The following is a 26,690-nucleotide window of genomic DNA, read 5'->3' on the forward strand; positions in this document are numbered from 1 at the left end:
TACATTGTTAAGTTTCATCATAAAAGAAAAAAGCGGGAAACACCCGCTTTTTTCGGCCATTTCTATTCTTCTTTAATGCCCGTCAAATCTACTGACGCAGCATCAATATTGACATCAATATAACCATCTTTTTTCTTTTTCGCAGAGTCATTACGCTTCTGCTCCAAATTATTCAGATAGTCTGCATCGATACCGCCAGTTACATAAATTCCATCAAAAACAGAGCAATCAAACTCAGTCAATGTAGGAACCTTACTTGTACGTACGGCGTTCTTCAAATCTTCCAAATCTTGGAATACTAAACGGTCAGCACCAATAATTTCTTGGATTTCTTCTACACTGCGCTCCGAAGCGATAAGCTCAGTCTTAGCAGGCATATCAATACCATAAACGTTTGGATACATCACCTTTGGTGCTGCTGAGGCAAAGTATACTTTTTTCGCACCTGAGTCACGCGCCATTTGAATAATCTCATTACACGTAGTACCACGTACAATAGAGTCATCCACCAATAAGACGTTCTTACCTTTAAACTCTAACTCAACAGGGTTTAATTTTTGACGTACAGATTTTTTACGCTGTTGTTGACCCGGCATAATGAAGGTACGACCGATATAACGGTTTTTCATAAAGCCTTCGCGGAACTTCACACCAAGAATATTTGCAAGTTCTAGTGCAGAAGTACGGCTGGTATCTGGAATTGGGATAACCACATCAATATCATGGTCTTCACCCCAGTCACGCAAAATTTTATGCGCTAATTTTTCACCCATTTTTAAACGGGCTTTATAAACTGAAATACCATCAATAATTGCATCTGGACGAGCAAAATAAACATATTCAAAAATACATGGACGGTATTTTGGTTCTGCCGCACATTGTTTAGTGAATAATTGACCTTCTGAATCAATGAAAATTGCTTCACCTGGTGCAATATCACGCTCGATTTTAAAACCAAGTGCAGTAATCGCTACAGACTCTGATGCAATGATATATTCCATCTCACCTTGTTCAGTCTCACGCGAACCATAAATAAGTGGACGAATACCATTTGGATCACGGAAACCAACCAAACCATGACCAGTGATCATAGCTACCACGCCATAAGCACCTTGACAGCGCTCATGCACACGAGAAACTGTATGGAAAATATCTTCAGCTGTAGGGTTTAATGTTCCTTTCTTTTGCAACTCATGTGCGAAAACGTTTAAAAGAACTTCTGAGTCAGAATCAGTGTTCATGTGACGTAAATCTGTTTTAAACAGGTCATCATGAATTTCTTCTGCATTGGTTAAGTTACCATTATGTGCAAGTGTAATCCCATAAGGTGAGTTCACATAAAATGGTTGAGCTTCAGCACTGCTAGCAGAGCCAGCAGTTGGGTAGCGTACATGGCCAATACCATAATTACCAAGTAATGCTCTCATATGACGAGTATGAAAGACATCACGCACCATACCGTTATCCTTACGAAGGAAAAGACGGCCTTCATGGCAGGTTACTATTCCAGCTGCATCTTGCCCACGATGCTGCAACATCGTTAATGCATCAAACAACATTTGGTTCACTGGCGATTTACCGGCTATACCAACAACTCCACACATAGCAACCTCGCAGACAAGCTAGGAATTAATAAAAAGGATTCTTTGTTGAATGGTCGGATCGGGTTTCTGATTCATCCGATTCGTCCATTGTTTTTGAAGGGGTGCTTGATGCACTACCTCCAGATGTTATCTGATGATACGCCTCACTTGCTGCATCTTTAGACAACTCTGTTGCTAAAGGTGCATAAGGCAATAAAAACTGTATAAGTATGGACTGTTTCCAGTTTGCTGAACTTTCAACCCAAGGTCCTACGCCTTGCATGGTCACAAGAACAACCAGTAAACCTTTTAAGGAACCAAAAGCGCCACCTGCTAAACGATTTAATGGCCCCAATTTCAAACTTTTCAAGAGGCCATTTAAAATTGCAGTGACGATCCAAGTTAAAACAATAATAATGAGTGCAATAAATGCAAAAGCCGCAATCTTTTGAACCACCGGATCCTGACTTAAACCCGACATTGACGGAGCTAGAAGAACAGCATATTTTGCACCCATAATTAATGCAAAAATCCATCCTACCAAGTTCGCAAAGGCTTTTATAAATCCTTGTCGCAAACCGTTTAGCCCCCCAATGAGCAAAAGTATTAGAATGATGATATCAATAGTGTTCATGTTCAATTAGGTCATAGCTTCAACACATTGCTTTACAAGTGTTGGTCCCGTATAGATTAGACCACTATAAATTTGAACAAGTGTTGCTCCAGCTTGCTGTTTCGCTAAAGCCTGCTCACCAGACAAAATACCACCCACACCGATTAAAGGAATTTGTCCTTTTAATGATTGAGCAAATAAACGCAAACATTCTGTACTTTTCTCAAATACAGGAGCGCCTGACAAGCCACCTGACTCATTACCGTAAGGCAGGTTTTCAACCCCTTCTCTCGATAAAGTCGTATTAGTCACAATAAGACCATCAATTTTAAAATCAAGTAATTGTGCAGAGATAAATTCAACATCTTCAGCCGTAAGGTCAGGAGCGACTTTTAAAACCAAAGGAACATAATGATTATATTGCTCAGCCAACTCAAGTTGACGTGCTTTTAGTGTTTGCAACAATTCAGTTAACGCATCACCACTTTGTAAACTACGCAAGTTTTTAGTATTTGGAGATGAAATATTAACTGTAATATATGACGCGTAGTTATAAACCTTCTCAAGACAAATTAAGTAATCATCAACCGCCTTTTCAACAGGCGTATCGGCATTTTTACCAATATTGATTCCTAAAATGCCTCTAAATTTTGAAGCTTTAACATTTTCAATAAGCTTATCAACACCATCATTATTAAAACCCATACGGTTAATAATGGCTTTAGCTTCAGGAATACGGAATAAACGTGGTTTTGGATTGCCTGATTGTGGGCGAGGTGTAATTGTGCCAATTTCAATGAAACCGAAACCCAATCCGGCTAAGGCATCAATATGAGCACCATTTTTATCTAGCCCCGCAGCCAAACCTACAGGATTAGGAAACTCGATTCCCATACATTTGGTCGGCTTTGCTTGTACAGCCTGACGCATCATGCCTAGCTTATGTGCTTTATCAAGCATGGATAATGTTAATTCATGGGCACGCTCTGGTGCTAAACTAAACAACATCGGGCGAGCAAGTGAATATAACATACCAATCACAATCTACTGATTTTAGGTACGCATATTATAGGCACAGGTAGCACAAAACACCATGCTTGACATAAGCATATTTTGATATGTTATTGAACTGTCGCTGTTAATTTAATCTGACCTTCACTGGAAACCATTTCCATTTTCTGAATACTAAGACCCATCTGTGCAAGTTGTGTTAAAAAGTTAGCTAAAATTGCATAATTTTGATGTGTTACAACAATTTGTAACTGCTCTCCATTTTGCTGAGAAGTCACAGTCAAGCCTTGTTGTTGAGCGACTCTTTGAATTTTTCCAGACTTATCAAGCTCAAGCTCATTTGCAGGCTTCATAGTAACAGCATTACTTTGCATCCACACCATCAGATCTTTTAAATCATTTAAGCGCTTTTGCTGTTGTTCTGCCAAAGAATGCATTTTCCAAAGCGAAGAGCCAACGATAGCCACCACTACAAAAATTGTAGTAAAGATGACCATAATACGTTCACGGACCGTTAAACGATCCAAATATTGAACAAGTTGTTCAATCCACTGATCAAAACGATTTTGCAATTGAGCTAACATTTTCATTATTGTATTTTCACCACCCCAATTGCACCACTACCATTTGCTTGGACATTACCTAGCTCAGCCTTAAATCCTTGCTGATTCAATTGCTGTGTCAAAGCTTGTAAATCATCTGCCGATTTTGCTTTTAATGCCATTGTTAGGATTGAAGCATCATAATTAAGTTGCTGAGCCAAAATCTGTCTTTGCATTAAAATAGGCCCAACACGACTTAACAAAGAAAGCGCTTGAGTATCACCCTGCTGGCTCATTCTTAAATGGCTTTCAAACTGACCTTTAATATTTTGTTCGGTTACGCGACTAGATGGCCCAAACCAGTATTTATATTGTTCAATTGTTTGATCAGAGGTTTGGTTCGCCACTTTTTTCAATTTAACCCAACGCAATAAATCATAGCTAAATTGCACCACAATAATTGCTAAAACAATAGTAGCACAAGCTTTCCAATAGTTAGAAAAAGTACGCTCTTGGCCTTTTGACTTTGGCAAAACATTAAAAGGATGTTGCTTAGTTTTATCTAAAGGCTGGAATTGATAAATAAACTCAGAACGTTCGTCAGCACTTGAAGCCGCCTCTAAACTTTCGAGCTGCTCTACGGTTAAACCGCTATATTGATAATGCGTTTCAGCTGCCTGAAATTCTAAAAAAAGCCCCAAATCATCAACTGAATTGCCCAACCACTTATTTTCACGTACCAAAAGCTGATGATCAATATTACACAGCATAACTTGCTGAGCTTGTGGTTCGGGTAAAATCAGAAAATCTGGTAGTAAGGCCGCAAGTTTAGTTGGTAACAATGCTAAAGAATGTTGCCATGTCTCGACCATCCCCTGAGCAACACCCAAGATAGTTAACTGATCGCCATGAAAATGATGAACTACTTTCATATGATCAATCGGCAAAGTCACAAACTCTTCAAGTAGATATTTAACCCCATCAGCCCCAAGCTGTTTATAGTGGGACTTTGCCATAGTTTGCTGAAGCATTTGAGCATGACGACTCGGAAAAAAGACTGTAGCTTCTTTTCCTTGGTGTATTTGCAAGTCTTGTATTAATTGATCGAGACTTGTAGCCTGCAACCAGTTCTCTCCGTTAGACCAATGCCATGTTCCATTGGTTTCAGGCATCCTTATATACAGCATGTCGGCTAAATAACCTTTTTAATTATATTGTGGGTATAAAACTATTCTTTTGTGTTGATAAACCATTTGCAATAACAGCTTGATCATAAATTCTAGCTTCGGCAAGAGCAAATGGATTGAAGTTCTCATGAGTAAGTAACTCTGCAATATGACCGACAACATTCATATGGCAAACCACCACAATCGACTCATAAGGAATTTGAGACAACCACTCAACCGCTTCTCTTGCATCATCATCTGGCTTAATTTTATCGCATAACAATACAGGCACATCTTTAAAATATGTCTGGATATGCGCTAATGTTTCTTGAGCACGCAGTAAAGGGCTTACAACAAAAATATCTGGCTTAACAATATCTTTTAAAAATGTTGCTGTTTGCTCAGCCTGTGCATGTCCACGCGCAGTAAGTGGACGTTTAATATCATTACCATTTACTGGCGGAGCAGCTTCCCCATGACGAACTAATGTCAGTTGCATAAAATTTCCTTGTTAATCATTCCTGCATTATAACCACAATTTATGACATTTATTCGTCAGACTTCATGATGAGGTAAAACAAACTCAACATCACTACGGTGCCCATTTTTCATAAGTGAAAGCGCAATATTTAATGGTGGAGCACCCTCAAAAATTACTTCATATAAGGCATTGGTGATTGGCATATACACATCCAGTTCTTCTGCTTTACCACGCACTTGAACAATTGTATTAATACCTTCTGCAGTTTGACCCAACTCTTTACTTGCCTGATCAAGTGTCTTACCAGAACCTAATGCATAACCGATTTGATAATTACGACTCAATGGACTATTACAAGTCGCAAATAAGTCACCAACACCAGATAAACCTAAGAACGTAAGTGGATTTGCACCCTGCTTTACCGCAAAACGGCTCATTTCAGCCAAAGCACGCGTTAAGATCATACTCTTGGTATTTTCACCAATTTTATATGCCGCACCAATCCCCATTGCCACTGCATAAATATTCTTAAGCGCACCGCCTAATTCAACGCCATGCACATCATCACTACCAAAAACACGGAATAACGCACTATGCAGTGCATGTTGTACAGCATAACGAACAAGTTCCGAATCACTTGCAATCACCGTACCAGATGGCATACCTGCCATAATTTCTTTGGCAAGGTTTGGACCCGACAATACACCGTATGGAACTTCAGGTAATTCTTCACGAATAATATCACTCATGAAACTAAACGTTTTAGCTTCAACACCTTTGGTTAAAGAAACAACCGCTTGTGCAGTAATATAAGGCGCGATTTGTTTTAAAACATCGCGGAAAGAATGACTAGGAATTGCGACCAAAATAATATCTCGATCACATACAGCTTGTTCCAAATCCGAAACAGCGCGCAATGAAGATTCTAAAGTGAAGTCTGGCAAATAACGCTTATTAATATGGGTTTTATTAATTTCTTCTGCTGTTTCGGCATCACGAATCCAGATCATGGTATCGCAGCCATTACGAGCAGCCAAATTAGCCATGGCCGTACCAAAGCTACCACCGCCTAAAACAGTAATGCGTAATGCCGTTTTTTTATCGACCGCAACAGGTTCCACCAAATCTGTAAACTTAAATTCAGCCATGCTTTATTATCCTATTTCTTACTTTTACAGACGTTTAAGCCTGCCAAACTTTTACGAATTCTTTACTTTCAATATCTGCACGTGCTGCAATTGCTTTAGCTGCTGTGCCAACGTAAATAATACCTGATATTAAATCATGGGGTTGCAAACCTAAATGCTGTTTTAACCAATTTGATTCGACAACAGCACCACTACGCCACATGGTTGAAAACCCTTGAGCTTGCAAAGATAACAAAAGATTTTGTACTGCCGCACCTGTACTTAAGATTTGCTCAAAATGTGGCACTTTGGGATGATCTTGCAACTGAGTAAGCGCTAAAATAAGTAGCGGAGCACGAAAAGGATGTTGCTTAACGCGTTCAAGTTGAGCAGGATCAGTTTCACCTAAATCTGCCAAAGCTTTTGCTAGAACCTCACCAAAAGCTCCACGTTGTTCGCCAGAAACAATTACAAAACGTGTTGGCTTAAGTCTATGATGATCTGGAGCTGTTAAAGCAGCCTGAAAAGCCAACTCTAATTGATCTGAGTTTGGAGCGGGTTCAATTAATTGGCCAATAGACTGACGCTGATGAATATTTTGGTGAATTATTTGTATTGCTGAATCCGTCATTAATATTGATCTAACTCAAAAATTCGAAATAGATTAACATAATCTACCGTTAATCCACCATGGAATCTAGCTTATAAACTTAGCGAACTCATAGTTTGACATTTTTTAATACAAAACTTCAAAACTCATACAACGTCTTCAAAATCAATTAGAAAACTTATGTTCAAATAACCCTATCTTTTGGCGGTTAACTTAGGTGAATCATGAAAAAAATAATTTTAGCGAGTGCAATGAGTAGCGTTATTTTATTACTAGGTGCTTGTGCAACTACTCCTAAAAACACTTTAGCAATTCAAAAAGAAAATAATCAGTTTGAAGTAACTGGTATTGGTAAAACTAATTTAATTGCAAAAAACAATGCAGTGACTGCCGCACAAAAAACCTGCTCTAAGAGCACAACCCCAGTTATTGTTGATGAAAAAACCACTTATCACGGTGTATTAAAAGATGTAGTCAGTGAAAAAACTGGTCAAATGGTAGAAGCCGCAGCAGGCGTCATTGGTAGTTTAACCGGTAAAAATGCGTCTTTAGCAAAAGATGATGATTACCAAACCACTCTTACTTTTTACTGTAAAATTAATTAAGTGAAAAAAAATCCCAATCAACTGATTGGGATTTTTTTATTAGCAATACCCATCCAATCGAGTGAGCGGTAGTTTTTTACCAATTGCTTTTTCAATTTCTGGTAAATAGAAAGCATCATCTTCAGACAAGAAACTAATACTTACACCTTGTGCCCCTGCACGACCGGTACGGCCAATACGGTGTACATAATCATCAGACTGTTCAGGCAAAGTAAAGTTGATTACATGCGATACGCCATCTACATGAATACCACGACCAGCAACATCGGTTGCAATCATGATGTTGTGTTTACCTTGCTTAAACTGCTCTAACATTTTCATACGTTTGTCTTGAGCAATTTCACCCGAGAGCATTCCCACTTTATATCCATCTTTTTTCAAATGGTCATATAGGCGGCGCACTTGATCACGGCGATTTGCAAAGATCATGACCTTATCAATCGGTTCTTCGCGCAAAATATCTTGTAAAAGACGATATTTATCTTGTTTAGCTACAACATAAACACGTTGTTCGACATCATTATTGGTCTTTTGTTCAGGTTCAATTTCAACTGTTACAGGTTCAAATAACCACTGTCTTGCCAAATTTAAGACGTCGTAGCTAAATGTCGCTGAAAACATGAGGGTTTGTCGTTGTTCCTTACGCGGTGAATAACGAACAATACGTTTTACCGAAGGAATAAAGCCCATATCTAATAAACGGTCAGCTTCATCAATCACTAAAAATTCAATTTGATCGAGCCAGACTTCTTTTTGTTCTACGAAATCAATTAAACGGCCAGGTGTAGCAACAATGATATCAACAAAATTAGCATCAAGTTGCTTCTTCTGCTTATCAAAATCGACACCACCCAATAGGGTCACGACATGTAAATTAGAGAATTTTGTGAGAAATTTAGCATCACTTTCAATTTGTAATGCCAACTCACGAGTAGGCGCCAAGATTAAAGCACGAGGCTCGCCACGGAAACGTTGCTCTTTAATTGGATTATTGAGTAAATCATTGATTACACTAATCAGAAAGGCAGCGGTCTTACCTGTTCCTGTTTGTGCTCGCCCAATTGCATCATGCCCGGCTAATGTATATTTTAAAACCTTTTGCTGAATTGGGGTCATTTGAGTAAACCCTAAAGCATCAATCGCCTTTTTAAGTTGCGGATGTAAATTCAAGGTTTCAAAACCAGATGTCATAAATACGTGCTCTAACAAACAATCTCTCGAATGAGAAGATCATTATAAACAAAAACGCTCCAATTCAAAAATTGGAGCGTCCATGATTCATCAAAAGATGAATTTAGTCTTAGTCTAAAGGCTGAACGTTTTCAGCTTGAAAACCTTTTTGACCTTGTACAACGCTAAACTCTACGCGTTGACCGTCACGTAGAGAACGGTGACCGTCACCTACGATTGCACGGAAGTGAACGAATACATCGTCGCCGCCGTTACGTTGAATAAAACCAAAGCCTTTAGTGTCATTAAACCACTTTACTACGCCTTGTTCACGAGCTGTCATAAGTCAATCCTCAGATGATGAAAAAAGGACCTTCCGGTGTTGCAAACAGCAGAGTAAACAAGGATTTAAAATTTTTATAATCTTAAAGCTTGTAATCATTCTGTAAAACTATCAACAATTTCCGGTTACATCCATTTGTTATAGGTTATTAAAACAATTTAACTGTGTGGTAATCCCTAAAACGGTTCGAGCTTAACACGGGTTTATGACAATTAATAGAATTTTTTTCAAATATTTCCCCTATTTTTTAGCTCTTTTTTTAAACACCTTATGACTAGAATTTTTATAAGAATCCGTGACCTCATAATTTTATAAAACAGCTAGAGTTCATAAGAAAATTTGTTAGAATATTTTTTTTAGTTGTTTTTATGATGAATGAGCACTACCTCTTCTGCTATTACCCCCATTGAAATTAATGCGCTTGGTCAACCATGTCCAATGCCTTTATTAATGTTAAAACGTGAGCTTAAAAAACTATCTGGAAAGCAACTGTTTTTATTAAAGTCATCTGACCCACATAGTGAAATTGATGTAACCCGTTACTGCAATTTACATCATTTTATGTGTCAAACCATGCAGATTTCGGAAAGAGAGTTTCACTATTTAATTGAAACTCAATGATTCTTTGATAAAATAAAAGATTAGAAACTGCATAAAATTTTACATTTTTCTACCCAATTTTCCTTAATTATGAAGACAATTCAAATTAAGATGAATTTATTGGTTAATCCATCCTATCCTATAAGGAGAACTCATGAGTGACAGCAGCAATCAATTGATGCCCCTGTCATTGTCTGCGCCCGGTGTAAACCTTGGTGCATATATCAGTACTGTCAATCAGATTCCTATTTTAACGGCCGAGCAAGAAAAAGAACTTGCTGAACGTTATTATTATGACCAAGATCTTGATGCCGCAAAAATGCTGGTAATGTCGCATTTACGTTTTGTCGTTCATATTGCGCGCAGCTATGCAGGTTATGGCCTACCACAAGGCGACCTTATTCAAGAAGGTAACTTAGGCTTAATGAAAGCCGTAAAACGTTTCGACCCAAATATGGGCGTACGTCTTGTCTCTTTTGCCGTCCACTGGATTAAGGCAGAAATTCACGAATACGTTATTCGCAACTGGCGTATTGTCAAAATTGCAACGACAAAAGCTCAACGTAAATTATTTTTCAATTTACGTAGCCTAAAAAAATCGAGTAAAAAATTAACGCTCGAAGAAGCTCAATCGATTGCTAATGACTTAAATGTAACTCCAGAACAAGTTCTGGAAATGGAAGGTCGTTTAACCGCTTATGATGCTGCCTTTGAGGCACAAGGCGATGACGACGATGACACACCACACACAGCGCCTGCGTTGTATCTTGAAGATAACCGCTACGACCCTGCTCGTTTAGTTGAAAATGAAGACTGGGAAGAGCAAAGCACATCTGCTTTACATGACGCCATGGATCAGTTAGATGATCGTTCGCGTAATATTTTGCAGCGTCGTTGGTTAGATGATGATAAATCTACCCTACACGAGCTTGCTGCTGAATATAATGTTTCTGCGGAACGTATTCGTCAGCTTGAAAAAAATGCGATGGAAAAAATTAAAGTCGCAATGTCAGCAAGCTAAATTAAATGAAAAAAATAAAAGGGCGATAAGCCCTTTTGTTTTATCTGGCTATGTTTAGCCAACCTATTCTATGGTAACGTTGCCTTTCATTATTCAGTAGCGTTTTTTGTTATGTGGATTGCCATTTCAGCCCTTAATCTTGCTTTTGCAGTCATGTTGGGTGCTTTTGGAGCACATGGTCTTAAAGCTCACGCGGGTCCTGAGCAACTTGCTTGGTGGCAGACTGCAACCGATTACTTTTTTTATCATGCTTTAGGCCTACTAGCACTTGGTATTTTAAGTAAGGTTCTTCCTCTCTTTCCAATCAAGTTATCTTTCTTGCTTATTCAAATTGGTATTCTATTTTTCTGTGGTTCGCTTTATATCATGGCACTAGGTTTACCACGAATATTAGGCGCAATTACACCAATCGGTGGAGCCTTAGTGATTGCTGGATGGCTGATCTTGGCTTGGAATGCTTTCAAATACGCTAAATAATCGGAATGTGATCATGCAAATTTATTTAAATGGCGAATTAACGGACACGCCTAGCCAAAACCTGTTGCAACTCATTCAGGAACTGGCACTTGAAGGAAAACGTTTTGCTGTTGAACACAATCAGCAAATCGTTTCTAAAAGCAAATTAGAGCAAATTACGATTGCTCAACATGACCGTATCGAAATTATTCACGCTGTTGGCGGCGGCTAAGTCGGAGTTATCCATGCAAGACACCCCTCTCATTATTGGTTCACGTTCTTTTCAATCTCGTTTATTGGTAGGAACTGGCAAATATAAAGACTTAAATGAAACGGATTTAGCTATTCAAGCCAGTGGTGCAGAAATTGTAACTGTCGCAATTCGTCGTGTGAATATTGGACAAAATCCAGATCAACCGAATTTACTTTCAGTCATTCCACCAGAAAAATATACAATTTTGCCAAATACCGCAGGTTGTTTTGATGCTGATAGCGCAGTACGCACATGTATGTTAGCGCGTGAACTTCTAGACGGTCACAACTTGGTAAAACTCGAAGTTTTAGGTGATGAAAAAACCTTATATCCAAATGTAACCGAGACTTTAAAAGCCGCTCGAACTTTGATTGATGACGGTTTTGAAATTATGGTCTATACGTCTGATGACCCAATCATTGCTCAAGAACTTGAAAGTATGGGCTGTGTTGCGATTATGCCATTAGGCAGTCTGATTGGTTCAGGTTTAGGTATTTTAAATCCTCACACTATTTCAATTATTAAAGAAAATGCAAAAGTACCTGTCTTAGTCGATGCAGGCGTTGGTACAGCAAGTGACGCCGCTATTGCGATGGAACTTGGTTGTGACGGCGTACTCATGAATACTGCAATTGCAGCTGCCCAAAATCCTATTTTGATGGCTTCTGCAATGAAAAAAGCTGTTGAAGCAGGACGTGAAGCATTTTTAGCTGGTCGTATGCCACGTAAACGCATGGCAAATGCAAGCTCACCAGAAACAGGTTATTTCTTTAAATAATTTATTTCTTGCAAGAACATAGCCTTTAATTGCCGTTGTAATTTCAGTGCAACTTGTATGGGCATTTTACTTTTCAAAGATGAAAAGTAACAAAAATCTTTTGTTTCGCTGATATTACATCCATGTAATACAGCGAAACGGTGGCATCCATGCCACCTCACGATAGTTACATCTTGCTAGAGTTTAATTTGAGTAAGGCTAAGCCACTTGCTCATCACGTTTAAATACCAACTCTTTTGCAGATGAGTTATCAGCATCAAAGTAGTAACCCTCTGTATTAAACGCTTTGATGTCTTCAGCTTTATTTAATCGGTTTTCAATAATAAAACGAGCCATTAAACCGCGTGCTTTTTTCGCATAGAAACTAATGACTTTATATTTGCCATTTTTCTGGTCAAGGAAAACAGGCTTCACAATATCAGCCTTAATTTTCTTTTCATTCACAGACTTGTAATATTCATCCGAAGCTAGATTTACTAATAATTCAGATTTAATTGCGACCAAGTCTTCATTAATCTGGTTAGTGATAATATCACCCCAAAATTCATACAAATTATGGCCACGCGTATTTTTTAATTTAGTGCCCATCTCTAAACGATAAGGCATCATTAAATCTAAAGGACGCAATAAACCATATAGACCAGAGAGCATACGCAAATGCTGCTGTGCAAAATCAATATCTTTGTCTTTTAAATGATAAGCATCTAAACCAGTGTAAACATCACCTTTAAATGCATAGATTGCTTGGCGAGCATTTGAGAAATTAAATTCGGGATTCCAATCTCTAAAACGATCTGCATTGAGTGTGGCAATTTTTTCACTAACACTCATTAAAGTCGCAATTTCCGAAGCGGAAAGTTTACGGCAAACATCAATTAATTGTGCTGAGTTTTCTAATAAGCGCGGCTGAGTAAACTCATCTGTAGGTAACGCTGTTTCATAATCTAAAGTTTTTGCAGGAGAAATTAAAGCAAGCATAGACAACCTGAAAAAATTATTCTTAATACCAACTATAACAGTAGATATTTTTTAATGCTAACTCGTGTTTTCAATGACGACTATCGGTAAAATAGGAATACGTATTGTTATTTATCGATTCTTATATGTCTGAGCAAATTTTCATTCAGGGTCCAGTTGGTAAAATTGAACTTTTTGTAGACCGCCCTGAAGGTGAAATCAAAGGCTTTGCGGTCGTTTGCCATCCGCATCCATTGCAAGGTGGAACTCCTCAACATAAAGTCCCTGCTCTTTTAACCCAAATCTTTAATGAATATGGTTGTATTGTTTACCGCCCAAGTTTCCGTGGTTTAGGTGGTAGTGAAGGCATTCATGATGAAGGTCATGGTGAAACCGAAGATATTTTAGCTGTGATTGAGCATGTTCGTAAGCTTCATGAAGGCTTGCCGTTCTATGCAGGCGGTTTTAGCTTCGGTTCACACGTTTTGGCAAAATGCCATGCGCAGCTTAGCCCAGAATTACAACCAGTACAGTTAATTTTGTGTGGCTTGCCAACAGCGACTGTAGTGGGCTTACGTCACTATAAAACTCCAGAAATTCAAGGTGATATTCTACTCATTCATGGTGAGCAAGATGACATTACCTTACTTTCAGATGCAATTGCATGGGCAAAACCACAGAAGCATCCAATTACGATTTTACCAGGCGCTAACCACTTCTTTACAGGTTATTTAAAACAGCTTCGTCAAATCATTACACGCTTTATTATCATGAAATAAAGTGTATTTGATGGGCATAGATTGAGTCTATGTCCATCATTTCATAAGCACAGTAACTGCTAAAAATTATTCCAACTTAACCCAAAACGTGCCAAATATTTTTTTACTCGGTCGCTATCATTTGTTGTATTACGTTGTTGGCGAGATACTGAAAAGAGTTGTCTTCCCGCCTCTGCCATTGATTTTGAATTTTCACAGACTTTGAGCACACCTCGTAATTGAATCTGATCAAATTCATCTATTTGTTCTAGCTGCTCAGGACTCAAATAGTTCAACAAAATATCTGTATTTTTACCATTGTAAGATTCACCCTGAATAAGCCAAAGTTGCCTTAGGCGCTCAATTTCTTTTTCTACAGCTTCACGACGAATTAACTCACCTTGAGATAAAGTTGCTAAACGAGTTACGCTCGCTGCTAAATCTCTAAAATTTCCTTGCCATGATGCATCTGCCGATTTAGCAAACTTTAAATATGTTTCTAATGCCTCACGTTGAAAACGTAATTGTCTTTGATGAATTGCAGCAAAACGCTGTAACTCAAAATCAATATTGGGTGCAATATCCTCTACACGATCTTTTAAATTAGGTAAAAAGAATGTCCACGTATTCAAACGAGCCCATAAATCTTCACGAAATCGGCCAGCTTGAACTTCATTACGCAAATCACGGTTAGTACCCGCTATTAGCTGAAAATCGGCCTGAATTTCCTTATCACTTCCAACAGGAAAAAAGCTTTTGTCTTCTAGCGCTTTTAGCAGCATAGCTTGTTCATCAAGTCCCAATTCACCAATTTCATCTAAAAATAAAATGCCTTGGTCAGCACTTTTTAATAAACCAGCACGAGATGCAGCTGCGCCTGTAAATGCACCTTTTATATGACCAAATAAGGTCGACATGGCACTATCACCACGCAAGGTTGCACAGTTAACATCAATAAAACGGCCGCTTAATTGAAATTTATCTTTCTTTAACTGAAAAATTTGTTTTGCCAAATGAGACTTACCAACCCCTGTTGCCCCCATAATTAAAATAGGTGCACTAGAGCGGGTTGCAACTAATTCAACCTCCTCAATAAGCTGATTAAACGCTTTATTATGAGTAGAAATATTGGCTTTAAGTTGTTGCCAATTTTGCTTTTGCTCATCATCGAAGCGTTGTTTTAAAACATCGTATCGAGATAAGTCCAGATCAATAATTCTATATTCACCTTCTGATGTCTTGTGTTGATTAGGTGAACTTTGAATGAGTTGAGCTGGCAAATAATGTGCATCTACCAATAAGTACCAACAAATTTGAGCAACATGCGTTCCTGTCGTGATATGCAGTAAATAGTTATTTTTTTCGACATCAAACGGATAGGTTTTTACAAAGTCATAGAGTGCACCATAAACTTCAGCAAAATCCCAAGGATCTTTAATACTTACCTTATGTCCAGAAACCTCAGTTTGTGGAGAGATTTCTTTAGCATCTGCTGCTATAGATTTAACTAAATTATGATGTTGTCGATCATGTAAAAGTACCAATTCATCTACAAGCAAATCTTCATGCATTAACAGGCTAAGTGTAGGACGCCAACGCTGCCAGCGATCTGGCCTTCTCCCCTGATCAAGTGTAGAACCGACAAAGCCAATAACAACTGTTTTCTTTGTATCCGCCATAATTTCTATAAAATTTTATAAGTGTCTATAATATACAATACGCATTTGACCAAAAAATTCCAAGAATATGCTTCATTTTACTTTTTTAGGCACATCTTCAGGTGTACCGACCCTGACGCGTAATGTTTCAGGATTAGCAGTTCGTAACAGCAAAAATAAGGACTGGATTTTAATTGATGCTGGCGAAGGGACACAGCACCGTATTCAACAAGCTAAACTTTCACTACAAAACCTAGTTGCCATTTGTATTACACATGTTCACGGCGACCATTGTTATGGTCTAGTTGGTTTATTAGCAAGTGCAGGCATGAATGCCCGTAGCAAACCCTTAATCGTGATTGCACCGAAAGAAATTCAGCAATGGTTTGAAATCACTGCCGAACTTACAGATTTACATTTACCCTATTCCCTTCAATTTATTGATGTGAATGAAGCAACGCAGCCACAACAAATCACTGACGAATTCATTGTTCAAGCACACCCTCTAAGCCATCGTGTTCCAAGTTTTGCTTTTAGCATTTATATCAAATCTATTCATAAGAAGTTAGATACCCAAGCTCTAACTCAACTTGGCGTACCTCAAGGCGATATGTGGGGCCATTTGAAACGAGGCTACAATATTGAATTTGAAGGACAAACATTAAAAGCTCAAGACTTTATCAAAATTCAAAATCAACAAGTTCATGCAATTATAGGTGGTGATAATGACCAACCAGAACTATTAGCTGACGCTTGCAAAGATGCTCAACTCCTTATTCATGAGTCCACATACTTACAAACGGTTTTAGATAAAGTCGGCAAAGGTCCAATGCATAGCTCAGCAAAAATGGTGGCTGAATTTGCAGAAGAGCAATCTTTAAGCAATTTAATTCTAACGCATTTTAGCCCCCGACATCAGGATAAAGCTGGGCAACAAGCTATTACTGAAGAAGTTCGCCAGTTTTATAAAGGTCATTTTTATTTAGCAAATGATTTTGATGAATTTACTTTAAATGAAGCTGGACAGCTTTTAAAAGTCGATAAAAACGGGAAGACACATTAAATACATATATCCAAAAAGATATTTAAATATACTTTTAGATATCTTTTAAATATTAAAATTTCCAACAGAAATTAGTTGCGCAGAAATAACAATTGTTTTTATATATTATTTTCAATAACTTATATTTTTAATTAAGTATATTTTTAAAAGTTGGCACACTCAGTGCAATAGTACAAAGCACACAACATCATTCGGATATTGTGAATAACACCTGCCTGCAAACGCTTGGCAGGCAGGCTTTGAAAGGAAAAGAAAATGTCTGTCATTGAAGAAATTAACCAACAAGCTCAGTTTGAACAAAAGCAGCAACAACGTTCTTATGAAGTTCTGCAAAATGAAAAAAGTATGCCAGTCAAAATGTGGACTAAAGGCGTGCTTGTTGATGACAACTCAAAACAACAATTATTACAAACAGCACAAATGCCTTTTATTTATAAATGGATGGCTGTAATGCCAGATGTACACTTCGGTTTAGGAGCAACTATTGGTAGCGTGATTCCAAGCAAAGGGGCAATTATTCCTGCTGCTGTGGGTGTAGATATTGGTTGTGGAATGATGGCAACCCGTACAAGCTTAACTGCTTCAGATTTACCAGATAACTTACATGCTCTACGTACTGAACTTGAGCGATTAATTCCCCATGGAATGACTAAGCGCGGACGTGATCGTGGTTCATGGGAAACTCCACCAGAAATGGTAGATCAAGCTTGGATCGATCTGGTTGCAGATTTTGAATACATTTGTGCAAAACATCCACGCTTGAAAAACACCAATAACCGCAAACATTTGGGGACTTTAGGTACTGGAAACCACTTTGTCGAAATCTGTTTAGATGAGCATGATCATGTTTGGATTATGTTGCACTCAGGTTCTCGTGGTGTAGGAAATGCTATCGGTAATCATTTTATCGAACTTGCCCGTAAAGACATGCAGAAGCATTTCATTAATTTGCCAAATAAAGATTTAGCATACCTAGTAGAAGGAACTGAACACTTTGATGATTACTGGTTTGCTGTAGGTTGGGCTCAACGCTTTGCGATGAAGAACCGAGAAATCATGATGCAATCTGCGATTAAAGCCTTGGCTACGATTGTACCAAAGCCTTTTCAGGCACGTTTGGAAGCAGTGAACTGTCACCATAACTATGTGGAAAAGGAAGAACATTACGGTGAAGAAGTAATGGTCACTCGTAAAGGTGCAGTCCGTGCGCGTCTAGGTGAATACGGAATTATTCCAGGTTCAATGGGTGCGAAGTCGTTTATTGTACGTGGACTTGGAAATCAGGAATCTTTCTGTTCATGTTCTCATGGTGCTGGCCGTGTTATGAGCCGTACTGAAGCAAAACGACGTTTTACCGTAGAAGATCAGATTGCACAAACTGAAGGTGTGGAATGCCGTAAAGATGCAGCAGTTATTGATGAAATTCCATCGGCATATAAACCAATTGAAGATGTAATGAAAGCCCAAAGCGATTTGGTTGAAGTGGTTTATACATTAAGACAAGTGGTGTGTGTGAAGGGTTAATGCTATGCAAAATATAGATATAGAAAAATTCAATCACATTTTAGAAGGGATATGTATAACAGCAAATGCTTTAGATCCAGCATTTCAACCACAATTTGACTGTTATATAGAACTATTAAATTTCAATGAAAATATGCCAATTTATGAGAACTTCAAGCAATTCTTTACTTCTAAATCCATTTGGAGAAGCATGAAGAAAATGTGTGATGATCCACAATTTGTAGACTGGCAATTTCAAATGAAAAGTATAGGAACACCCACTGAAACAATAGATTACTTTTTTCGTAAAAATCTATTTTCCACGTTAAGTGATAAGCAATTCACGGTAATTGCAGTTTATTTAAAATCATATATTGAAGGTCTAATCGGAGAATTAAAAGATTCCCAACAGGGCTATATAAGACCACCAAATAAATACCTTCCGAAGTATCTCCAACATTGGCAGCATCTTTACCTCCAAGGTAAAGATGCAGAAATTCTGGTTACTTTTGAAGCCAACACTTAAAACTGATACGGGTAAATAAAATGAAACTCGCAGAAGCACTTTTACTTCGAAGCGATCAACAAAAAAAGCTTGCTTCGTTAAAACAACGAATTAATGCCAATGTATTGGTACAAGACGGTGATGAACCTAGTGAAGATCCAAATGAACTGATCAAACAGATATTTGCTTTAACTCAGGAAAGCAATCAATTGATTTGTCGTATTCATTTGACCAATGCACAAGCAAAACTGGAAGATGGCAGAGTATTATTGTCTCTATTAAGCTTGCGCGATAATTATGCTGAACAGCATAAGATTTTAATCGATGCAATTGCCAATACACATCGAGAACCTGATCGTTATAGCTCACGTGAAATTAAGTGGAAGAAAGTCATTCCTGTTTCTAACTTACAAAAGCAGGCGGATGATATTAGTGCGAAACTACGAGACTTAAACGTAAAAATTCAGGCTGCTAATTGGCAAATTGATCTAATCGATTAAACAATGAATTTTGTGAAATCATTTTCACAATCAAAGTTTGGACATACTGGGCGAGTACAAGATCCTACATTACTCCGATCTGAGGGATTGAAAATAATTCAGGCGGCTATGGCAGCATGTGAGCCGTGCATCGATATTCACTTATCAGGCTCAGCACTATGCACCTAGCAAACCTTTGTCAAAAGCAAAGTCACGCGTTACTTCGCATTACCATGTACTGACAGTATGTTCATTAAATTAGAAAATAAGGAAAATAGAAGTGAATACAGTTTTGGCAAATATGCCAAAAGCCATTCAAATTGATGGTTCACAAGGTGAAGGTGGTGGACAGATTTTAAGAACTGCCCTTGCGCTTTCAATGATTACAAGCCAACCGTTTGAATTAATTAATATACGTGCAGGACGTAAAAAACCTGGGCTAATGCGTCAACATTTAGTTTGTGTACAGGCATCTCAACAAATTAGCCAAGCTTATGTGGAAGGCGCTGAATTACATAGCCAGCGTTTATATTTCGCACCTCAGCATGTTCGAAGTGGTAAATATCAATTTCAAATTGGTTCAGCCGGTAGTACAACACTGGTTTTACAAACGCTTCTACCTGTTTTGTTATTACAAAATGAAGCTAGCGAACTCACCATTTCAGGCGGTACACATAATCCACTTGCACCAACAGCAGATTTTATTGAACATTGCTTTTTACCTGCTCTAGCGAAGATTGGAATTAACGTAGATTTTAAATTAAATAAAGCTGGCTTCTTTCCAATTGGTGCGGGTGAAATTCAAGTTACCATTCAGCCATGGCAAAATCGAAACAAGCTAAATTTATTAGATCGTGGTGTTTTACAAAGCAATGAGGCTTTTGCAGCAGTATTAAATCTTTCAGAAGAAGCACAAATTGCACAACGCGAATTAACCACATTAAGTAAAAAGCTAAACTTAAGCTCTCAGCAGCAATTTCATTTAAATGGAATTAGCCAAGGCAATACAGTATATGTGAAAGTTACTTATCAATATCACAGCCAACTATTTACAGCCTTAGGTGAGAAGAGCAAAAGTGCAGAGCAAATAGCTGATCATTTAGCAAAAGATGTAAAGCTATATTTATCTTCGCAGGCTGTTGTAGATGAATATTTGGCAGATCAATTGCTTCTACCTTTAGCTTTAGGTCAAGGTGGTGAATTCACCGCACAATGTATTAGCGAGCACACTCGTACTCAAGCAGACATGATTGAAAAATTTATTGATTGTGAAATCGAATTTATCGAGTTAAGTCCAGATCATTTTCACGTAAAGGTTAAAGTTTAAGAAGCTCATAACTGAGCTTCTTATTTCTTAAAAAATTACTCTACAGATGCCAAAGCGGTTACCAATAACTTCCAACATTTATCTACGGTCTCTACTTTTACTCGCTCACCCGGCGCATGCGCACCTTGAATATCCGGGCCAAACGAAACCATCTGTAAATGTGGATAATGCTCGGCAATAATTCCACACTCCAAGCCTGCATGAATCACTTTAAGATTTGGCTCAATGTTAAATGCCTTTTGATAGGCCTGCTGTAAGCACTTTAAAGCAGCCGAGTCAGGATTTGGTGTCCAACCTGAAACTAATGGTGTGAGTATAGAGGCGATATAAAATTGACGAAAATGCGCCTGAATTTTTTCTGCAAAATCTTGAGCTTCTTGGTTCACCATTGAGCGAACCATTAAAACAGCTTTTCCGCCTTCTCTATTTAGTCTCACCACTCCAATATTATTTGAAGTTTCAACTACGTCTGGTAAAGCTTGACTCATACTTGCAACGCCATAAGGACTTGTTGCTAAAGCTTGTAACCACTCGTTTTGCTGTTGTTGAGCAATCACTTCGGTCACTTCAACGCTAGTAGGCTGAATAATTAATTGCAGATTGTCATCAATACCTTGTAGCTGTTTTTTCCATGCTGTTTGATATTCATCGAGTAATTTTTCTAATTTAGGCAATTGGTTAGATGAAATTGCAATAGTCGCTACAGCTTCTCTCGGTAAAGCATTACGGGCCGTACCACCTGTAAACTCAACAAGATGCCCACCAAGTGAGCCTAAATATTGATTTAAAAAGCGAGCCAAAATAACGTTAGCATTGCCACGTCCTAAATGAATATCTACGCCAGAGTGACCACCTTTAAGACCAGCTACCTGAATATTTACAACCGTCAAATTTTCAGAAATTGGTTCATACGTGAGTGATTGTTCTACTTCAACATCAATACTGCCAGCACATCCGAGATATAACTCGCCCCATTCTTCCGTATCAATATTAAATAACCATTTTCCTTTTAGTACACCTGCCTGTAAAAGCCGTGCACCACTCATGCCTGCTTCTTCATCGACTGTTAAGAGAACTTCAATTGGCCCATGAGCAATATCATTTGAATCTAATACAGCTAAAGCTAAGGCTACACCAATGCCATTATCGGCACCTAAAGTAGTATCTTTAGCAATTAACCAGCCATCTTCAAGGATTGGACGAATTGGGTCTTTAAGGAAATCGTGTACTGTGCCAGTGTTGGCTTGTGTGACCATATCTAAGTGGCCTTGAAGAATAACGCCAGACACATGTTCTTTACCCGCAGTCGCATTCTTACGGATAATTAAATTACCAACTTCATCTACGTAAGTTTCTAAATTTCGACTTTCAGCCCAGTTTTTTAAAAACTCACGAAGCTGCTGTTCGTGCTTTGAGGGACGTGGAATAGTGCAAAGTGTTTGAAAATGCTGCCAAACAACTTGAGGAGATAAGTTCGAAAAATCAAATGGCACCATATATTTATACTCTCACAAATATTCTTAATAAACGTAGGTTTATTGAAAGATAAGAATTTATCAGCGCAGTTTTAGCTTTTTATTAAAATCGACGCTGATAAATTAAAAAAATGACTTTAAATGTAGAATATATTAGGTATAAAAATCAAAGCTAAATTTCGCGAACCAAACGGAATCCCCACATAATTGAACGAGCTTGTGAAGTTACATATGCATTACGATAAGCAGTTCGCACATTATAAGTGTTATATATCCATGCCCCTCCACGCAAAACTGGGAAATTACACTGTCCATTATTTTCTTCACCCCAGCGACGATTCACACTAGGAGCATTTTCATAATTTGAATGCCAGCAGTCATCCACCCATTCTCGTGCGTTGGCACTCATATCATATAAACCAAAATTGTTTGGTAAAAACTTCCCGACTGGTGACGTAAATGCATAACCATCCGTACAATTAAATAGACTCCAACCACTGGTTTGGGGTATTGCCGCGGCTGTAGTTGGATCTAACACATTTGCATATTTACAAGCTTGATCAAGATTAAGATCATCTCCCCAATAATACGCTGTTGTCGTTCCAGCACGCGCCGCATATTCCCACTCAACTTCTGTTGGTAAACGGTAGGTCTGACCTGTTTTTTTAGATAACCATTTCGCAAATTCTCTTCCATCTTCACGGCGTACACATACAACAGGATCCTGAGATGTTTGATTCATACCCGAATTATTCGGATTTAAATCATCTCGATACCACATATTGAAAACACCATTGCGTGTTTCCCAATTACGACACCCCTCGACTTCCCATCCAGTTTCCTTTTGGAAAGCCTGAAACTCAGCAATTGTTGTTTCATAAGTTGACATTGCAAATGGTTTTTCGACTTGTACTAAATGTTGAGGTAATTCGTATGGTCGAGATTGAGCCGGTACATTTTGTTGCTCTTGCTCATTTATATTTCCACCCATTAAAAAGCTGCCAGCTGGAATAACCGTCATTTCCGGACAAAAACTATCTGAACAATCTTTGAATTTAGACTTTGCTAGAGTTGATTGATTAATATTGGTGTTGGTTAATGAGGCTAATTTAATTTCAGGATTCATATTTGGCGGGTTATTGATTTGACGAATTAATAAATTAATTGTTCCTTGCCATTCACTTAACATTTCCCTTAGCATGGCAGGTCGTTCAATACTTACGCCTGTTCCATCATAGTCTGGAGCATTACACCTCGCTCTTAATACAGTCGACTCATCGGTAAGCTGAGCTAGTTTCGGAATAATTTGATTATCAAGAAAAACTCCTAAATTATTTGAACTAGCGATATTGGCTCTTAGTTCTGCCGCTGATTTTTGAGCAATTGCTGCCTCACTGATCACTTTAGAATAGACACTATCACACTGATTTTCTTGCCATACTAGATTTTGCTTAAGATTCTCTAAAGAAGTAATTGTTCCTTCTAGCAACTTCTGGTTTGTTGAGTTTATGGTCGTATCATTATCATCACTATTACACGCTGATAATAAGGAGATAATCAATATACCAAAGCCTTTTGAATAGTTACTGGAAATTATGTTCATGTTAATTCTCTGTAAAATAATATAAATAAGAAGAGGAAATTGAGTAGTTCTTTGTTAAAAAGCATTTTTAAATTAATAGAAAATTAGTTCAAAATTCAAACAATATTATTTTTTCATTTGTTAATTTTTATTAAATAATGTCACTACAAAAATAATTAATTCTTATCAATATTAATAAATAAAAAGGGTGAACAAATATGTTCACCCTTACTTCATAAAATATATTTAATTGATCAAGACTTCCAAACAAATTGGGAAAAACTCTGATCGGCTTTCAAACTATTTTCAACGGCCTGTGCAAGCTGGCGAATAATGCTTTGTGTTTCAATTTTCTCAAACCAGTCTTGTTCTTCATCTGGATTGGCAGAAATTTCACACATCAGGTGTCCATCATGGTCTGTTTTTTGACAAGTAATAGACAAAGGTAAAAGATGATTATCAATACTCACTTCTACCTTTTCATGTTCATGCACAATATGCTGTGCATCGAAACCATAATGCCCCAATTGTTTAAATAATAAAGCCGCTACATATTCTTGAGTGATATGGCATTCATTTGGTGGATGATCAAGCACCCCATGTTGTGGGCAACTGGCAATAAATTGTAATTTTTTCATCCTTTGTCCTAACACTATTATCATTATCTGCACTTAGCATAAGCAATAAACAAACAGCAGCCAAGCTTTTAGCTCGCTGCTGCCGTTGCTATTGTGTTAGCAATTATAAAATGTGTTAGGTAAAAAGTTATTGGCTAACTTCTATTGTTAAACCTGCACGATTCGCCAACTCAGTGAAAGTTGGGAAACTTGTAGCAACGGTTTCAGTACCATGAATTGTAATCGGACCAGAATTACGAAGACCTGCCATACTAAAACTCATAGCAATACGGTGGTCGTGGTGTGATTCAATTTCACCGCCAGCGAAGATTGGTGACCAATCGCCAGATTTGCCTTTACCTTCGATAATGATGCCATCTTCAGTTGGCGTACAGTCAATACCCATGATTTTTAAGCCATCTGCCATCACCTGAATGCGATCAGATTCTTTCACGCGAAGTTCTGCCGCACCAGTTAATACTGTTTGGCCTTCGGCACAAGCCGCTGCAATAAATAAAGCTGGGAATTCATCGATTGCTAAAGGTACTTGGTCTTCAGGCATATGAATGCCTTTAAGCGTGCGTGAGCCTTTAATATGAATATCAGCAATAGGTTCGCCACCAGCAATACGTTCATTTTCAACAGTCAGATCTGCACCCATCTGTTTTAAAATTTCAATTACACCAGTACGTGTTGGGTTAATACCTACAGCTTCCAAAACAACATCAGAACCTTCAGTAATTGCAGCCCCCACCATAAAGAAAGCAGCAGATGAAATATCAGATGGAACTTGAATATCAGTACCTACTAATTTTCCGCCACCCACAAGTGAAATCTTGTTGCCTTCAGTTTTAACTTCATAACCAAATGCACGAAGCATGCGCTCTGTGTGGTCACGAGTTGGTTCTGGTTCAGTTACCGAAGTTTCGCCTTCTGCCCACAAACCAGCAAGTAAAATACCTGATTTCACCTGAGCAGATGCCATAGGTAAATCGTATTGAATACCTTTTAAGTGCTGGCTACCTGTAATACTTACAGGTGGTGTACCTTTCTCACCTGTAGTCTGAATTTGCGCACCCATTAAACGTAATGGCTTAGCAATACGCTCCATTGGACGCTTAGAAAGTGATGCATCACCTGTCATCACTGAATCAAACTTTTGCGCTGATAACATACCTGAAAGCAAACGCATGCTTGTACCAGAGTTACCCATATACAATGCACTTGCTGGCACTTTTAAACCATGCATACCTACGCCATGAATGGTCACTTCACCATTTTTAGGGCCTTCAATGCTTACACCCATATCACGGAAAGCTTGCAAAGTTGCCAAAGCATCTTCACCTTCGAGGAAGCCAGTTACATGAGTAGTGCCTTCGGCAATAGCACCAAACATAATGGAGCGATGTGACACAGATTTGTCACCCGGTACGGTAAATTTACCTTTAAAAGCCTTATTTCCCGGTAAGATACTGAATTGCTGTGTCACCTTATTTTTCTCCATTAAAGGTTTTTTGGCTAACATATGATTGAAATGCTGACGTGCTGCCTGAGCATGACCGAGTAAACCCATTAATGCATGAGAGTCTTCGCTTTCAATCAATTGTCTAAGTACTGTAAGTTGCTTTTCGAAGCCATCAACAGCATTTAATATCGCTGTTTTATTGGCAAAGAAAATGTCATGCCACATTTGAGGATCACTAGCCGCAATCCTTGAAAAGTCACGAAAACCACCTGCTGCATAGCGGAAAATATCAAGATTATCTTCACGGTTTGCAAGTTGCTCAACCAAATTAAATGCCATTAAGTGCGGTAAATGACTCGTATGTGCCAAAACCTCATCGTGCTTGGCAACATCCATACAAATTACTTCAGCTTTAGCAGCCGACCATAGTTGAATCAGTTTATCAACAGCCCATTCTGCACTTGTTGGCAACGGCGTTAAAATCACTTTATGATTTGCAAATAGATCAACCTTACCTGCATGAACACCTGTGTGCTCACTACCAGCAATAGGATGTCCCGGCACAAAACCTACAGGTAAGTCTTCACCAAATACAGCTTTTGCTGCATCTACAACATTACCTTTTGTACTACCCACGTCAGTTACAATCGTAGTTTCTGACAAATACGGTTTAATTTGCTCGAGCACTTTTTGTGTAGCACGTACTGGCAAGGCTAAAACAACTAAATCGGCCCCTTTCACAGCTTCTACAGGATCGGAAAATCCTTCTTGTATTAAGCCAAGTGATTTTGCATCTTCTAAAGTTTTCTGTGAGCGTGTAGATGCAACAACTGTTGTCGCCAATTTTTCTGCAAAAATAACACGCGCCAAACTCGACCCGATGAGTCCTAAACCAATAAATGCAACTTTTTTAAATAGGGGTTGTGACATAACTTCAACTTT

28 protein-coding genes are annotated in these 26,690 nt (G+C 38.3%); 12 read left to right on the forward strand and 16 right to left on the reverse strand.

Annotation, left to right across the window (positions count from 1 at the left end; genetic code table 11):
* Window positions 1-62: 62 nt before the first annotated feature.
* From purF to MSG95_RS00170, 8 genes are all read right to left on the reverse strand, one after another.
* A complete protein-coding gene (gene purF, locus MSG95_RS00135) occupies window positions 63-1,604 on the reverse strand; it encodes an amidophosphoribosyltransferase (RefSeq protein ID WP_019457102.1) in 1,542 nt (513 codons plus the stop codon).
* Between the two features lie 25 nt (window positions 1,605-1,629).
* Complete coding sequence (locus tag MSG95_RS00140; protein WP_004700582.1) at window positions 1,630-2,217, reverse strand: CvpA family protein; 588 nt, start codon at window positions 2,215-2,217, stop codon at window positions 1,630-1,632.
* A gap of 6 nt (window positions 2,218-2,223) precedes the next feature.
* The gene (locus tag MSG95_RS00145; protein ID WP_019457103.1) at window positions 2,224-3,228 is read right to left on the reverse strand and encodes a quinone-dependent dihydroorotate dehydrogenase; all 1,005 of its coding nucleotides are present in this window, start codon (window positions 3,226-3,228) and stop codon (window positions 2,224-2,226) included.
* A gap of 89 nt (window positions 3,229-3,317) precedes the next feature.
* Window positions 3,318-3,797: a type II secretion system protein GspM gene (gene gspM, locus MSG95_RS00150; RefSeq protein WP_077166188.1), complete on the reverse strand. Its 480-nt coding sequence runs from the start codon at window positions 3,795-3,797 to the stop codon at window positions 3,318-3,320.
* A complete protein-coding gene (gene gspL, locus MSG95_RS00155; protein WP_077166189.1) occupies window positions 3,797-4,936 on the reverse strand; it encodes a type II secretion system protein GspL in 1,140 nt (379 codons plus the stop codon). Before gspL ends, gspM begins: the two co-directional genes overlap by 1 nt.
* A gap of 22 nt (window positions 4,937-4,958) precedes the next feature.
* Window positions 4,959-5,414 carry a SixA phosphatase family protein gene (locus MSG95_RS00160; protein ID WP_039254772.1) on the reverse strand — a complete coding sequence of 152 codons (456 nt, stop codon included), beginning with the start codon at window positions 5,412-5,414 and terminating at the stop codon, window positions 4,959-4,961.
* Between the two features lie 56 nt (window positions 5,415-5,470).
* Window positions 5,471-6,544, reverse strand: coding sequence for an NAD(P)H-dependent glycerol-3-phosphate dehydrogenase (locus MSG95_RS00165; protein ID WP_019457106.1), 1,074 nt, complete (start codon window positions 6,542-6,544; stop codon window positions 5,471-5,473).
* Window positions 6,545-6,578: 34 nt separating this feature from the next.
* Window positions 6,579-7,154, reverse strand: coding sequence for a nitroreductase family protein (locus MSG95_RS00170; protein ID WP_077166190.1), 576 nt, complete (start codon window positions 7,152-7,154; stop codon window positions 6,579-6,581).
* A 203-nt stretch (window positions 7,155-7,357) separates the two neighbouring features.
* Between MSG95_RS00170 and MSG95_RS00175 the strand changes: the two genes are divergently transcribed.
* Entirely contained in the window at window positions 7,358-7,738 is a 381-nt protein-coding gene (locus MSG95_RS00175; protein WP_019457108.1) for a hypothetical protein, read from the forward strand.
* Window positions 7,739-7,777: 39 nt separating this feature from the next.
* Here MSG95_RS00175 and rhlB read toward each other — a convergent pair whose 3' ends face one another.
* Window positions 7,778-8,929 carry an ATP-dependent RNA helicase RhlB gene (gene rhlB / locus MSG95_RS00180; protein ID WP_004700570.1) on the reverse strand — a complete coding sequence of 384 codons (1,152 nt, stop codon included), beginning with the start codon at window positions 8,927-8,929 and terminating at the stop codon, window positions 7,778-7,780.
* Window positions 8,930-9,038: 109 nt separating this feature from the next.
* Window positions 9,039-9,251 carry a cold-shock protein gene (locus MSG95_RS00185; protein WP_000126912.1) on the reverse strand — a complete coding sequence of 71 codons (213 nt, stop codon included), beginning with the start codon at window positions 9,249-9,251 and terminating at the stop codon, window positions 9,039-9,041.
* 375 nt (window positions 9,252-9,626) lie between these two features.
* Here MSG95_RS00185 and MSG95_RS00190 point away from each other — a divergent pair, with 375 nt between their 5' ends.
* From MSG95_RS00190 to MSG95_RS00210, 5 genes are all read left to right on the forward strand, one after another.
* Window positions 9,627-9,872, forward strand: coding sequence for a sulfurtransferase TusA family protein (locus MSG95_RS00190; RefSeq protein ID WP_004700566.1), 246 nt, complete (start codon window positions 9,627-9,629; stop codon window positions 9,870-9,872).
* A gap of 133 nt (window positions 9,873-10,005) precedes the next feature.
* On the forward strand, window positions 10,006-10,872 hold the full coding sequence (gene rpoH, locus MSG95_RS00195) for an RNA polymerase sigma factor RpoH (RefSeq protein ID WP_002049311.1): 867 nt from the start codon (window positions 10,006-10,008) through the stop codon (window positions 10,870-10,872).
* Window positions 10,873-10,983: 111 nt separating this feature from the next.
* The gene (locus MSG95_RS00200; protein WP_004700563.1) at window positions 10,984-11,349 is read left to right on the forward strand and encodes a DUF423 domain-containing protein; all 366 of its coding nucleotides are present in this window, start codon (window positions 10,984-10,986) and stop codon (window positions 11,347-11,349) included.
* A gap of 13 nt (window positions 11,350-11,362) precedes the next feature.
* On the forward strand, window positions 11,363-11,560 hold the full coding sequence (thiS, locus tag MSG95_RS00205) for a sulfur carrier protein ThiS (RefSeq protein ID WP_004700562.1): 198 nt from the start codon (window positions 11,363-11,365) through the stop codon (window positions 11,558-11,560).
* 13 nt (window positions 11,561-11,573) lie between these two features.
* Entirely contained in the window at window positions 11,574-12,359 is a 786-nt protein-coding gene (locus MSG95_RS00210) for a thiazole synthase (protein ID WP_001154366.1), read from the forward strand.
* A 198-nt stretch (window positions 12,360-12,557) separates the two neighbouring features.
* Here the strand turns inward: MSG95_RS00210 and yaaA are convergent, their stop codons facing one another.
* On the reverse strand, window positions 12,558-13,337 hold the full coding sequence (gene yaaA, locus MSG95_RS00215) for a peroxide stress protein YaaA (RefSeq protein WP_004700559.1): 780 nt from the start codon (window positions 13,335-13,337) through the stop codon (window positions 12,558-12,560).
* A gap of 125 nt (window positions 13,338-13,462) precedes the next feature.
* Here yaaA and MSG95_RS00220 point away from each other — a divergent pair, with 125 nt between their 5' ends.
* Window positions 13,463-14,095 carry an alpha/beta hydrolase gene (locus MSG95_RS00220; protein ID WP_025469095.1) on the forward strand — a complete coding sequence of 211 codons (633 nt, stop codon included), beginning with the start codon at window positions 13,463-13,465 and terminating at the stop codon, window positions 14,093-14,095.
* Window positions 14,096-14,154: 59 nt separating this feature from the next.
* Here the strand turns inward: MSG95_RS00220 and rtcR are convergent, their stop codons facing one another.
* A complete protein-coding gene (rtcR, locus tag MSG95_RS00225; protein ID WP_004700553.1) occupies window positions 14,155-15,753 on the reverse strand; it encodes an RNA repair transcriptional activator RtcR in 1,599 nt (532 codons plus the stop codon).
* A gap of 67 nt (window positions 15,754-15,820) precedes the next feature.
* Between rtcR and MSG95_RS00230 the strand changes: the two genes are divergently transcribed.
* The 5 genes from MSG95_RS00230 (at window position 15,821) to rtcA (ending at window position 20,609) form a co-directional block, all read left to right on the forward strand.
* Complete coding sequence (locus tag MSG95_RS00230) at window positions 15,821-16,795, forward strand: ribonuclease Z (protein WP_004700552.1); 975 nt, start codon at window positions 15,821-15,823, stop codon at window positions 16,793-16,795.
* 255 nt (window positions 16,796-17,050) lie between these two features.
* The gene (locus MSG95_RS00235) at window positions 17,051-18,319 is read left to right on the forward strand and encodes an RtcB family protein (RefSeq protein ID WP_004700550.1); all 1,269 of its coding nucleotides are present in this window, start codon (window positions 17,051-17,053) and stop codon (window positions 18,317-18,319) included.
* A gap of 4 nt (window positions 18,320-18,323) precedes the next feature.
* Entirely contained in the window at window positions 18,324-18,824 is a 501-nt protein-coding gene (locus tag MSG95_RS00240) for a hypothetical protein (RefSeq protein WP_004700548.1), read from the forward strand.
* A 20-nt stretch (window positions 18,825-18,844) separates the two neighbouring features.
* The gene (locus MSG95_RS00245) at window positions 18,845-19,303 is read left to right on the forward strand and encodes a DIP1984 family protein (protein ID WP_004700545.1); all 459 of its coding nucleotides are present in this window, start codon (window positions 18,845-18,847) and stop codon (window positions 19,301-19,303) included.
* A 259-nt stretch (window positions 19,304-19,562) separates the two neighbouring features.
* The gene (gene rtcA / locus MSG95_RS00250) at window positions 19,563-20,609 is read left to right on the forward strand and encodes an RNA 3'-terminal phosphate cyclase (protein ID WP_004700542.1); all 1,047 of its coding nucleotides are present in this window, start codon (window positions 19,563-19,565) and stop codon (window positions 20,607-20,609) included.
* Between the two features lie 35 nt (window positions 20,610-20,644).
* On the opposite strand, the gene MSG95_RS00255 is transcribed toward rtcA, so the two are convergent.
* From MSG95_RS00255 to MSG95_RS00270, 4 genes are all read right to left on the reverse strand, one after another.
* On the reverse strand, window positions 20,645-22,105 hold the full coding sequence (locus MSG95_RS00255; RefSeq protein WP_004700541.1) for an aminoacyl-histidine dipeptidase: 1,461 nt from the start codon (window positions 22,103-22,105) through the stop codon (window positions 20,645-20,647).
* A 151-nt stretch (window positions 22,106-22,256) separates the two neighbouring features.
* Window positions 22,257-23,687: a formylglycine-generating enzyme family protein gene (locus MSG95_RS00260; RefSeq protein WP_004700539.1), complete on the reverse strand. Its 1,431-nt coding sequence runs from the start codon at window positions 23,685-23,687 to the stop codon at window positions 22,257-22,259.
* 233 nt (window positions 23,688-23,920) lie between these two features.
* Complete coding sequence (locus MSG95_RS00265; RefSeq protein ID WP_004700537.1) at window positions 23,921-24,304, reverse strand: hypothetical protein; 384 nt, start codon at window positions 24,302-24,304, stop codon at window positions 23,921-23,923.
* A 127-nt stretch (window positions 24,305-24,431) separates the two neighbouring features.
* Window positions 24,432-26,678 (reverse strand): bifunctional prephenate dehydrogenase/3-phosphoshikimate 1-carboxyvinyltransferase, encoded by a 2,247-nt coding sequence (locus MSG95_RS00270; RefSeq protein WP_025469094.1) that lies wholly within the window; start codon window positions 26,676-26,678, stop codon window positions 24,432-24,434.
* Window positions 26,679-26,690 lie beyond the last annotated feature (12 nt).

Source organism: Acinetobacter sp. IK23, from assembly GCF_035615275.1.
Lineage (GTDB): Bacteria > Pseudomonadota > Gammaproteobacteria > Pseudomonadales > Moraxellaceae > Acinetobacter > Acinetobacter seifertii.

What these genes read in the sequence shown, in the direction of transcription:
- purF (WP_019457102.1), bottom strand. Translation starts at nt 1,604, where the DNA reads ATGTGTGGAGTTGTTGGTATAGCCGGTAAATCGCCAGTGAACCAAATG.
- MSG95_RS00140 (WP_004700582.1), bottom strand. Translation starts at nt 2,217, where the DNA reads ATGAACACTATTGATATCATCATTCTAATACTTTTGCTCATTGGGGGG.
- MSG95_RS00145 (WP_019457103.1), bottom strand. Translation starts at nt 3,228, where the DNA reads ATGTTATATTCACTTGCTCGCCCGATGTTGTTTAGTTTAGCACCAGAG.
- gspM (WP_077166188.1), bottom strand. Translation starts at nt 3,797, where the DNA reads ATGAAAATGTTAGCTCAATTGCAAAATCGTTTTGATCAGTGGATTGAA.
- gspL (WP_077166189.1), bottom strand. Translation starts at nt 4,936, where the DNA reads ATGCTGTATATAAGGATGCCTGAAACCAATGGAACATGGCATTGGTCT.
- MSG95_RS00160 (WP_039254772.1), bottom strand. Translation starts at nt 5,414, where the DNA reads ATGCAACTGACATTAGTTCGTCATGGGGAAGCTGCTCCGCCAGTAAAT.
- MSG95_RS00165 (WP_019457106.1), bottom strand. Translation starts at nt 6,544, where the DNA reads ATGGCTGAATTTAAGTTTACAGATTTGGTGGAACCTGTTGCGGTCGAT.
- MSG95_RS00170 (WP_077166190.1), bottom strand. Translation starts at nt 7,154, where the DNA reads ATGACGGATTCAGCAATACAAATAATTCACCAAAATATTCATCAGCGT.
- MSG95_RS00175 (WP_019457108.1), top strand. Translation starts at nt 7,358, where the DNA reads ATGAAAAAAATAATTTTAGCGAGTGCAATGAGTAGCGTTATTTTATTA.
- rhlB (WP_004700570.1), bottom strand. Translation starts at nt 8,929, where the DNA reads ATGACATCTGGTTTTGAAACCTTGAATTTACATCCGCAACTTAAAAAG.
- MSG95_RS00185 (WP_000126912.1), bottom strand. Translation starts at nt 9,251, where the DNA reads ATGACAGCTCGTGAACAAGGCGTAGTAAAGTGGTTTAATGACACTAAA.
- MSG95_RS00190 (WP_004700566.1), top strand. Translation starts at nt 9,627, where the DNA reads ATGAGCACTACCTCTTCTGCTATTACCCCCATTGAAATTAATGCGCTT.
- rpoH (WP_002049311.1), top strand. Translation starts at nt 10,006, where the DNA reads ATGAGTGACAGCAGCAATCAATTGATGCCCCTGTCATTGTCTGCGCCC.
- MSG95_RS00200 (WP_004700563.1), top strand. Translation starts at nt 10,984, where the DNA reads ATGTGGATTGCCATTTCAGCCCTTAATCTTGCTTTTGCAGTCATGTTG.
- thiS (WP_004700562.1), top strand. Translation starts at nt 11,363, where the DNA reads ATGCAAATTTATTTAAATGGCGAATTAACGGACACGCCTAGCCAAAAC.
- MSG95_RS00210 (WP_001154366.1), top strand. Translation starts at nt 11,574, where the DNA reads ATGCAAGACACCCCTCTCATTATTGGTTCACGTTCTTTTCAATCTCGT.
- yaaA (WP_004700559.1), bottom strand. Translation starts at nt 13,337, where the DNA reads ATGCTTGCTTTAATTTCTCCTGCAAAAACTTTAGATTATGAAACAGCG.
- MSG95_RS00220 (WP_025469095.1), top strand. Translation starts at nt 13,463, where the DNA reads ATGTCTGAGCAAATTTTCATTCAGGGTCCAGTTGGTAAAATTGAACTT.
- rtcR (WP_004700553.1), bottom strand. Translation starts at nt 15,753, where the DNA reads ATGGCGGATACAAAGAAAACAGTTGTTATTGGCTTTGTCGGTTCTACA.
- MSG95_RS00230 (WP_004700552.1), top strand. Translation starts at nt 15,821, where the DNA reads ATGCTTCATTTTACTTTTTTAGGCACATCTTCAGGTGTACCGACCCTG.
- MSG95_RS00235 (WP_004700550.1), top strand. Translation starts at nt 17,051, where the DNA reads ATGTCTGTCATTGAAGAAATTAACCAACAAGCTCAGTTTGAACAAAAG.
- MSG95_RS00240 (WP_004700548.1), top strand. Translation starts at nt 18,324, where the DNA reads ATGCAAAATATAGATATAGAAAAATTCAATCACATTTTAGAAGGGATA.
- MSG95_RS00245 (WP_004700545.1), top strand. Translation starts at nt 18,845, where the DNA reads ATGAAACTCGCAGAAGCACTTTTACTTCGAAGCGATCAACAAAAAAAG.
- MSG95_RS00255 (WP_004700541.1), bottom strand. Translation starts at nt 22,105, where the DNA reads ATGGTGCCATTTGATTTTTCGAACTTATCTCCTCAAGTTGTTTGGCAG.
- MSG95_RS00260 (WP_004700539.1), bottom strand. Translation starts at nt 23,687, where the DNA reads ATGAACATAATTTCCAGTAACTATTCAAAAGGCTTTGGTATATTGATT.
- MSG95_RS00265 (WP_004700537.1), bottom strand. Translation starts at nt 24,304, where the DNA reads ATGAAAAAATTACAATTTATTGCCAGTTGCCCACAACATGGGGTGCTT.
- MSG95_RS00270 (WP_025469094.1), bottom strand. Translation starts at nt 26,678, where the DNA reads ATGTCACAACCCCTATTTAAAAAAGTTGCATTTATTGGTTTAGGACTC.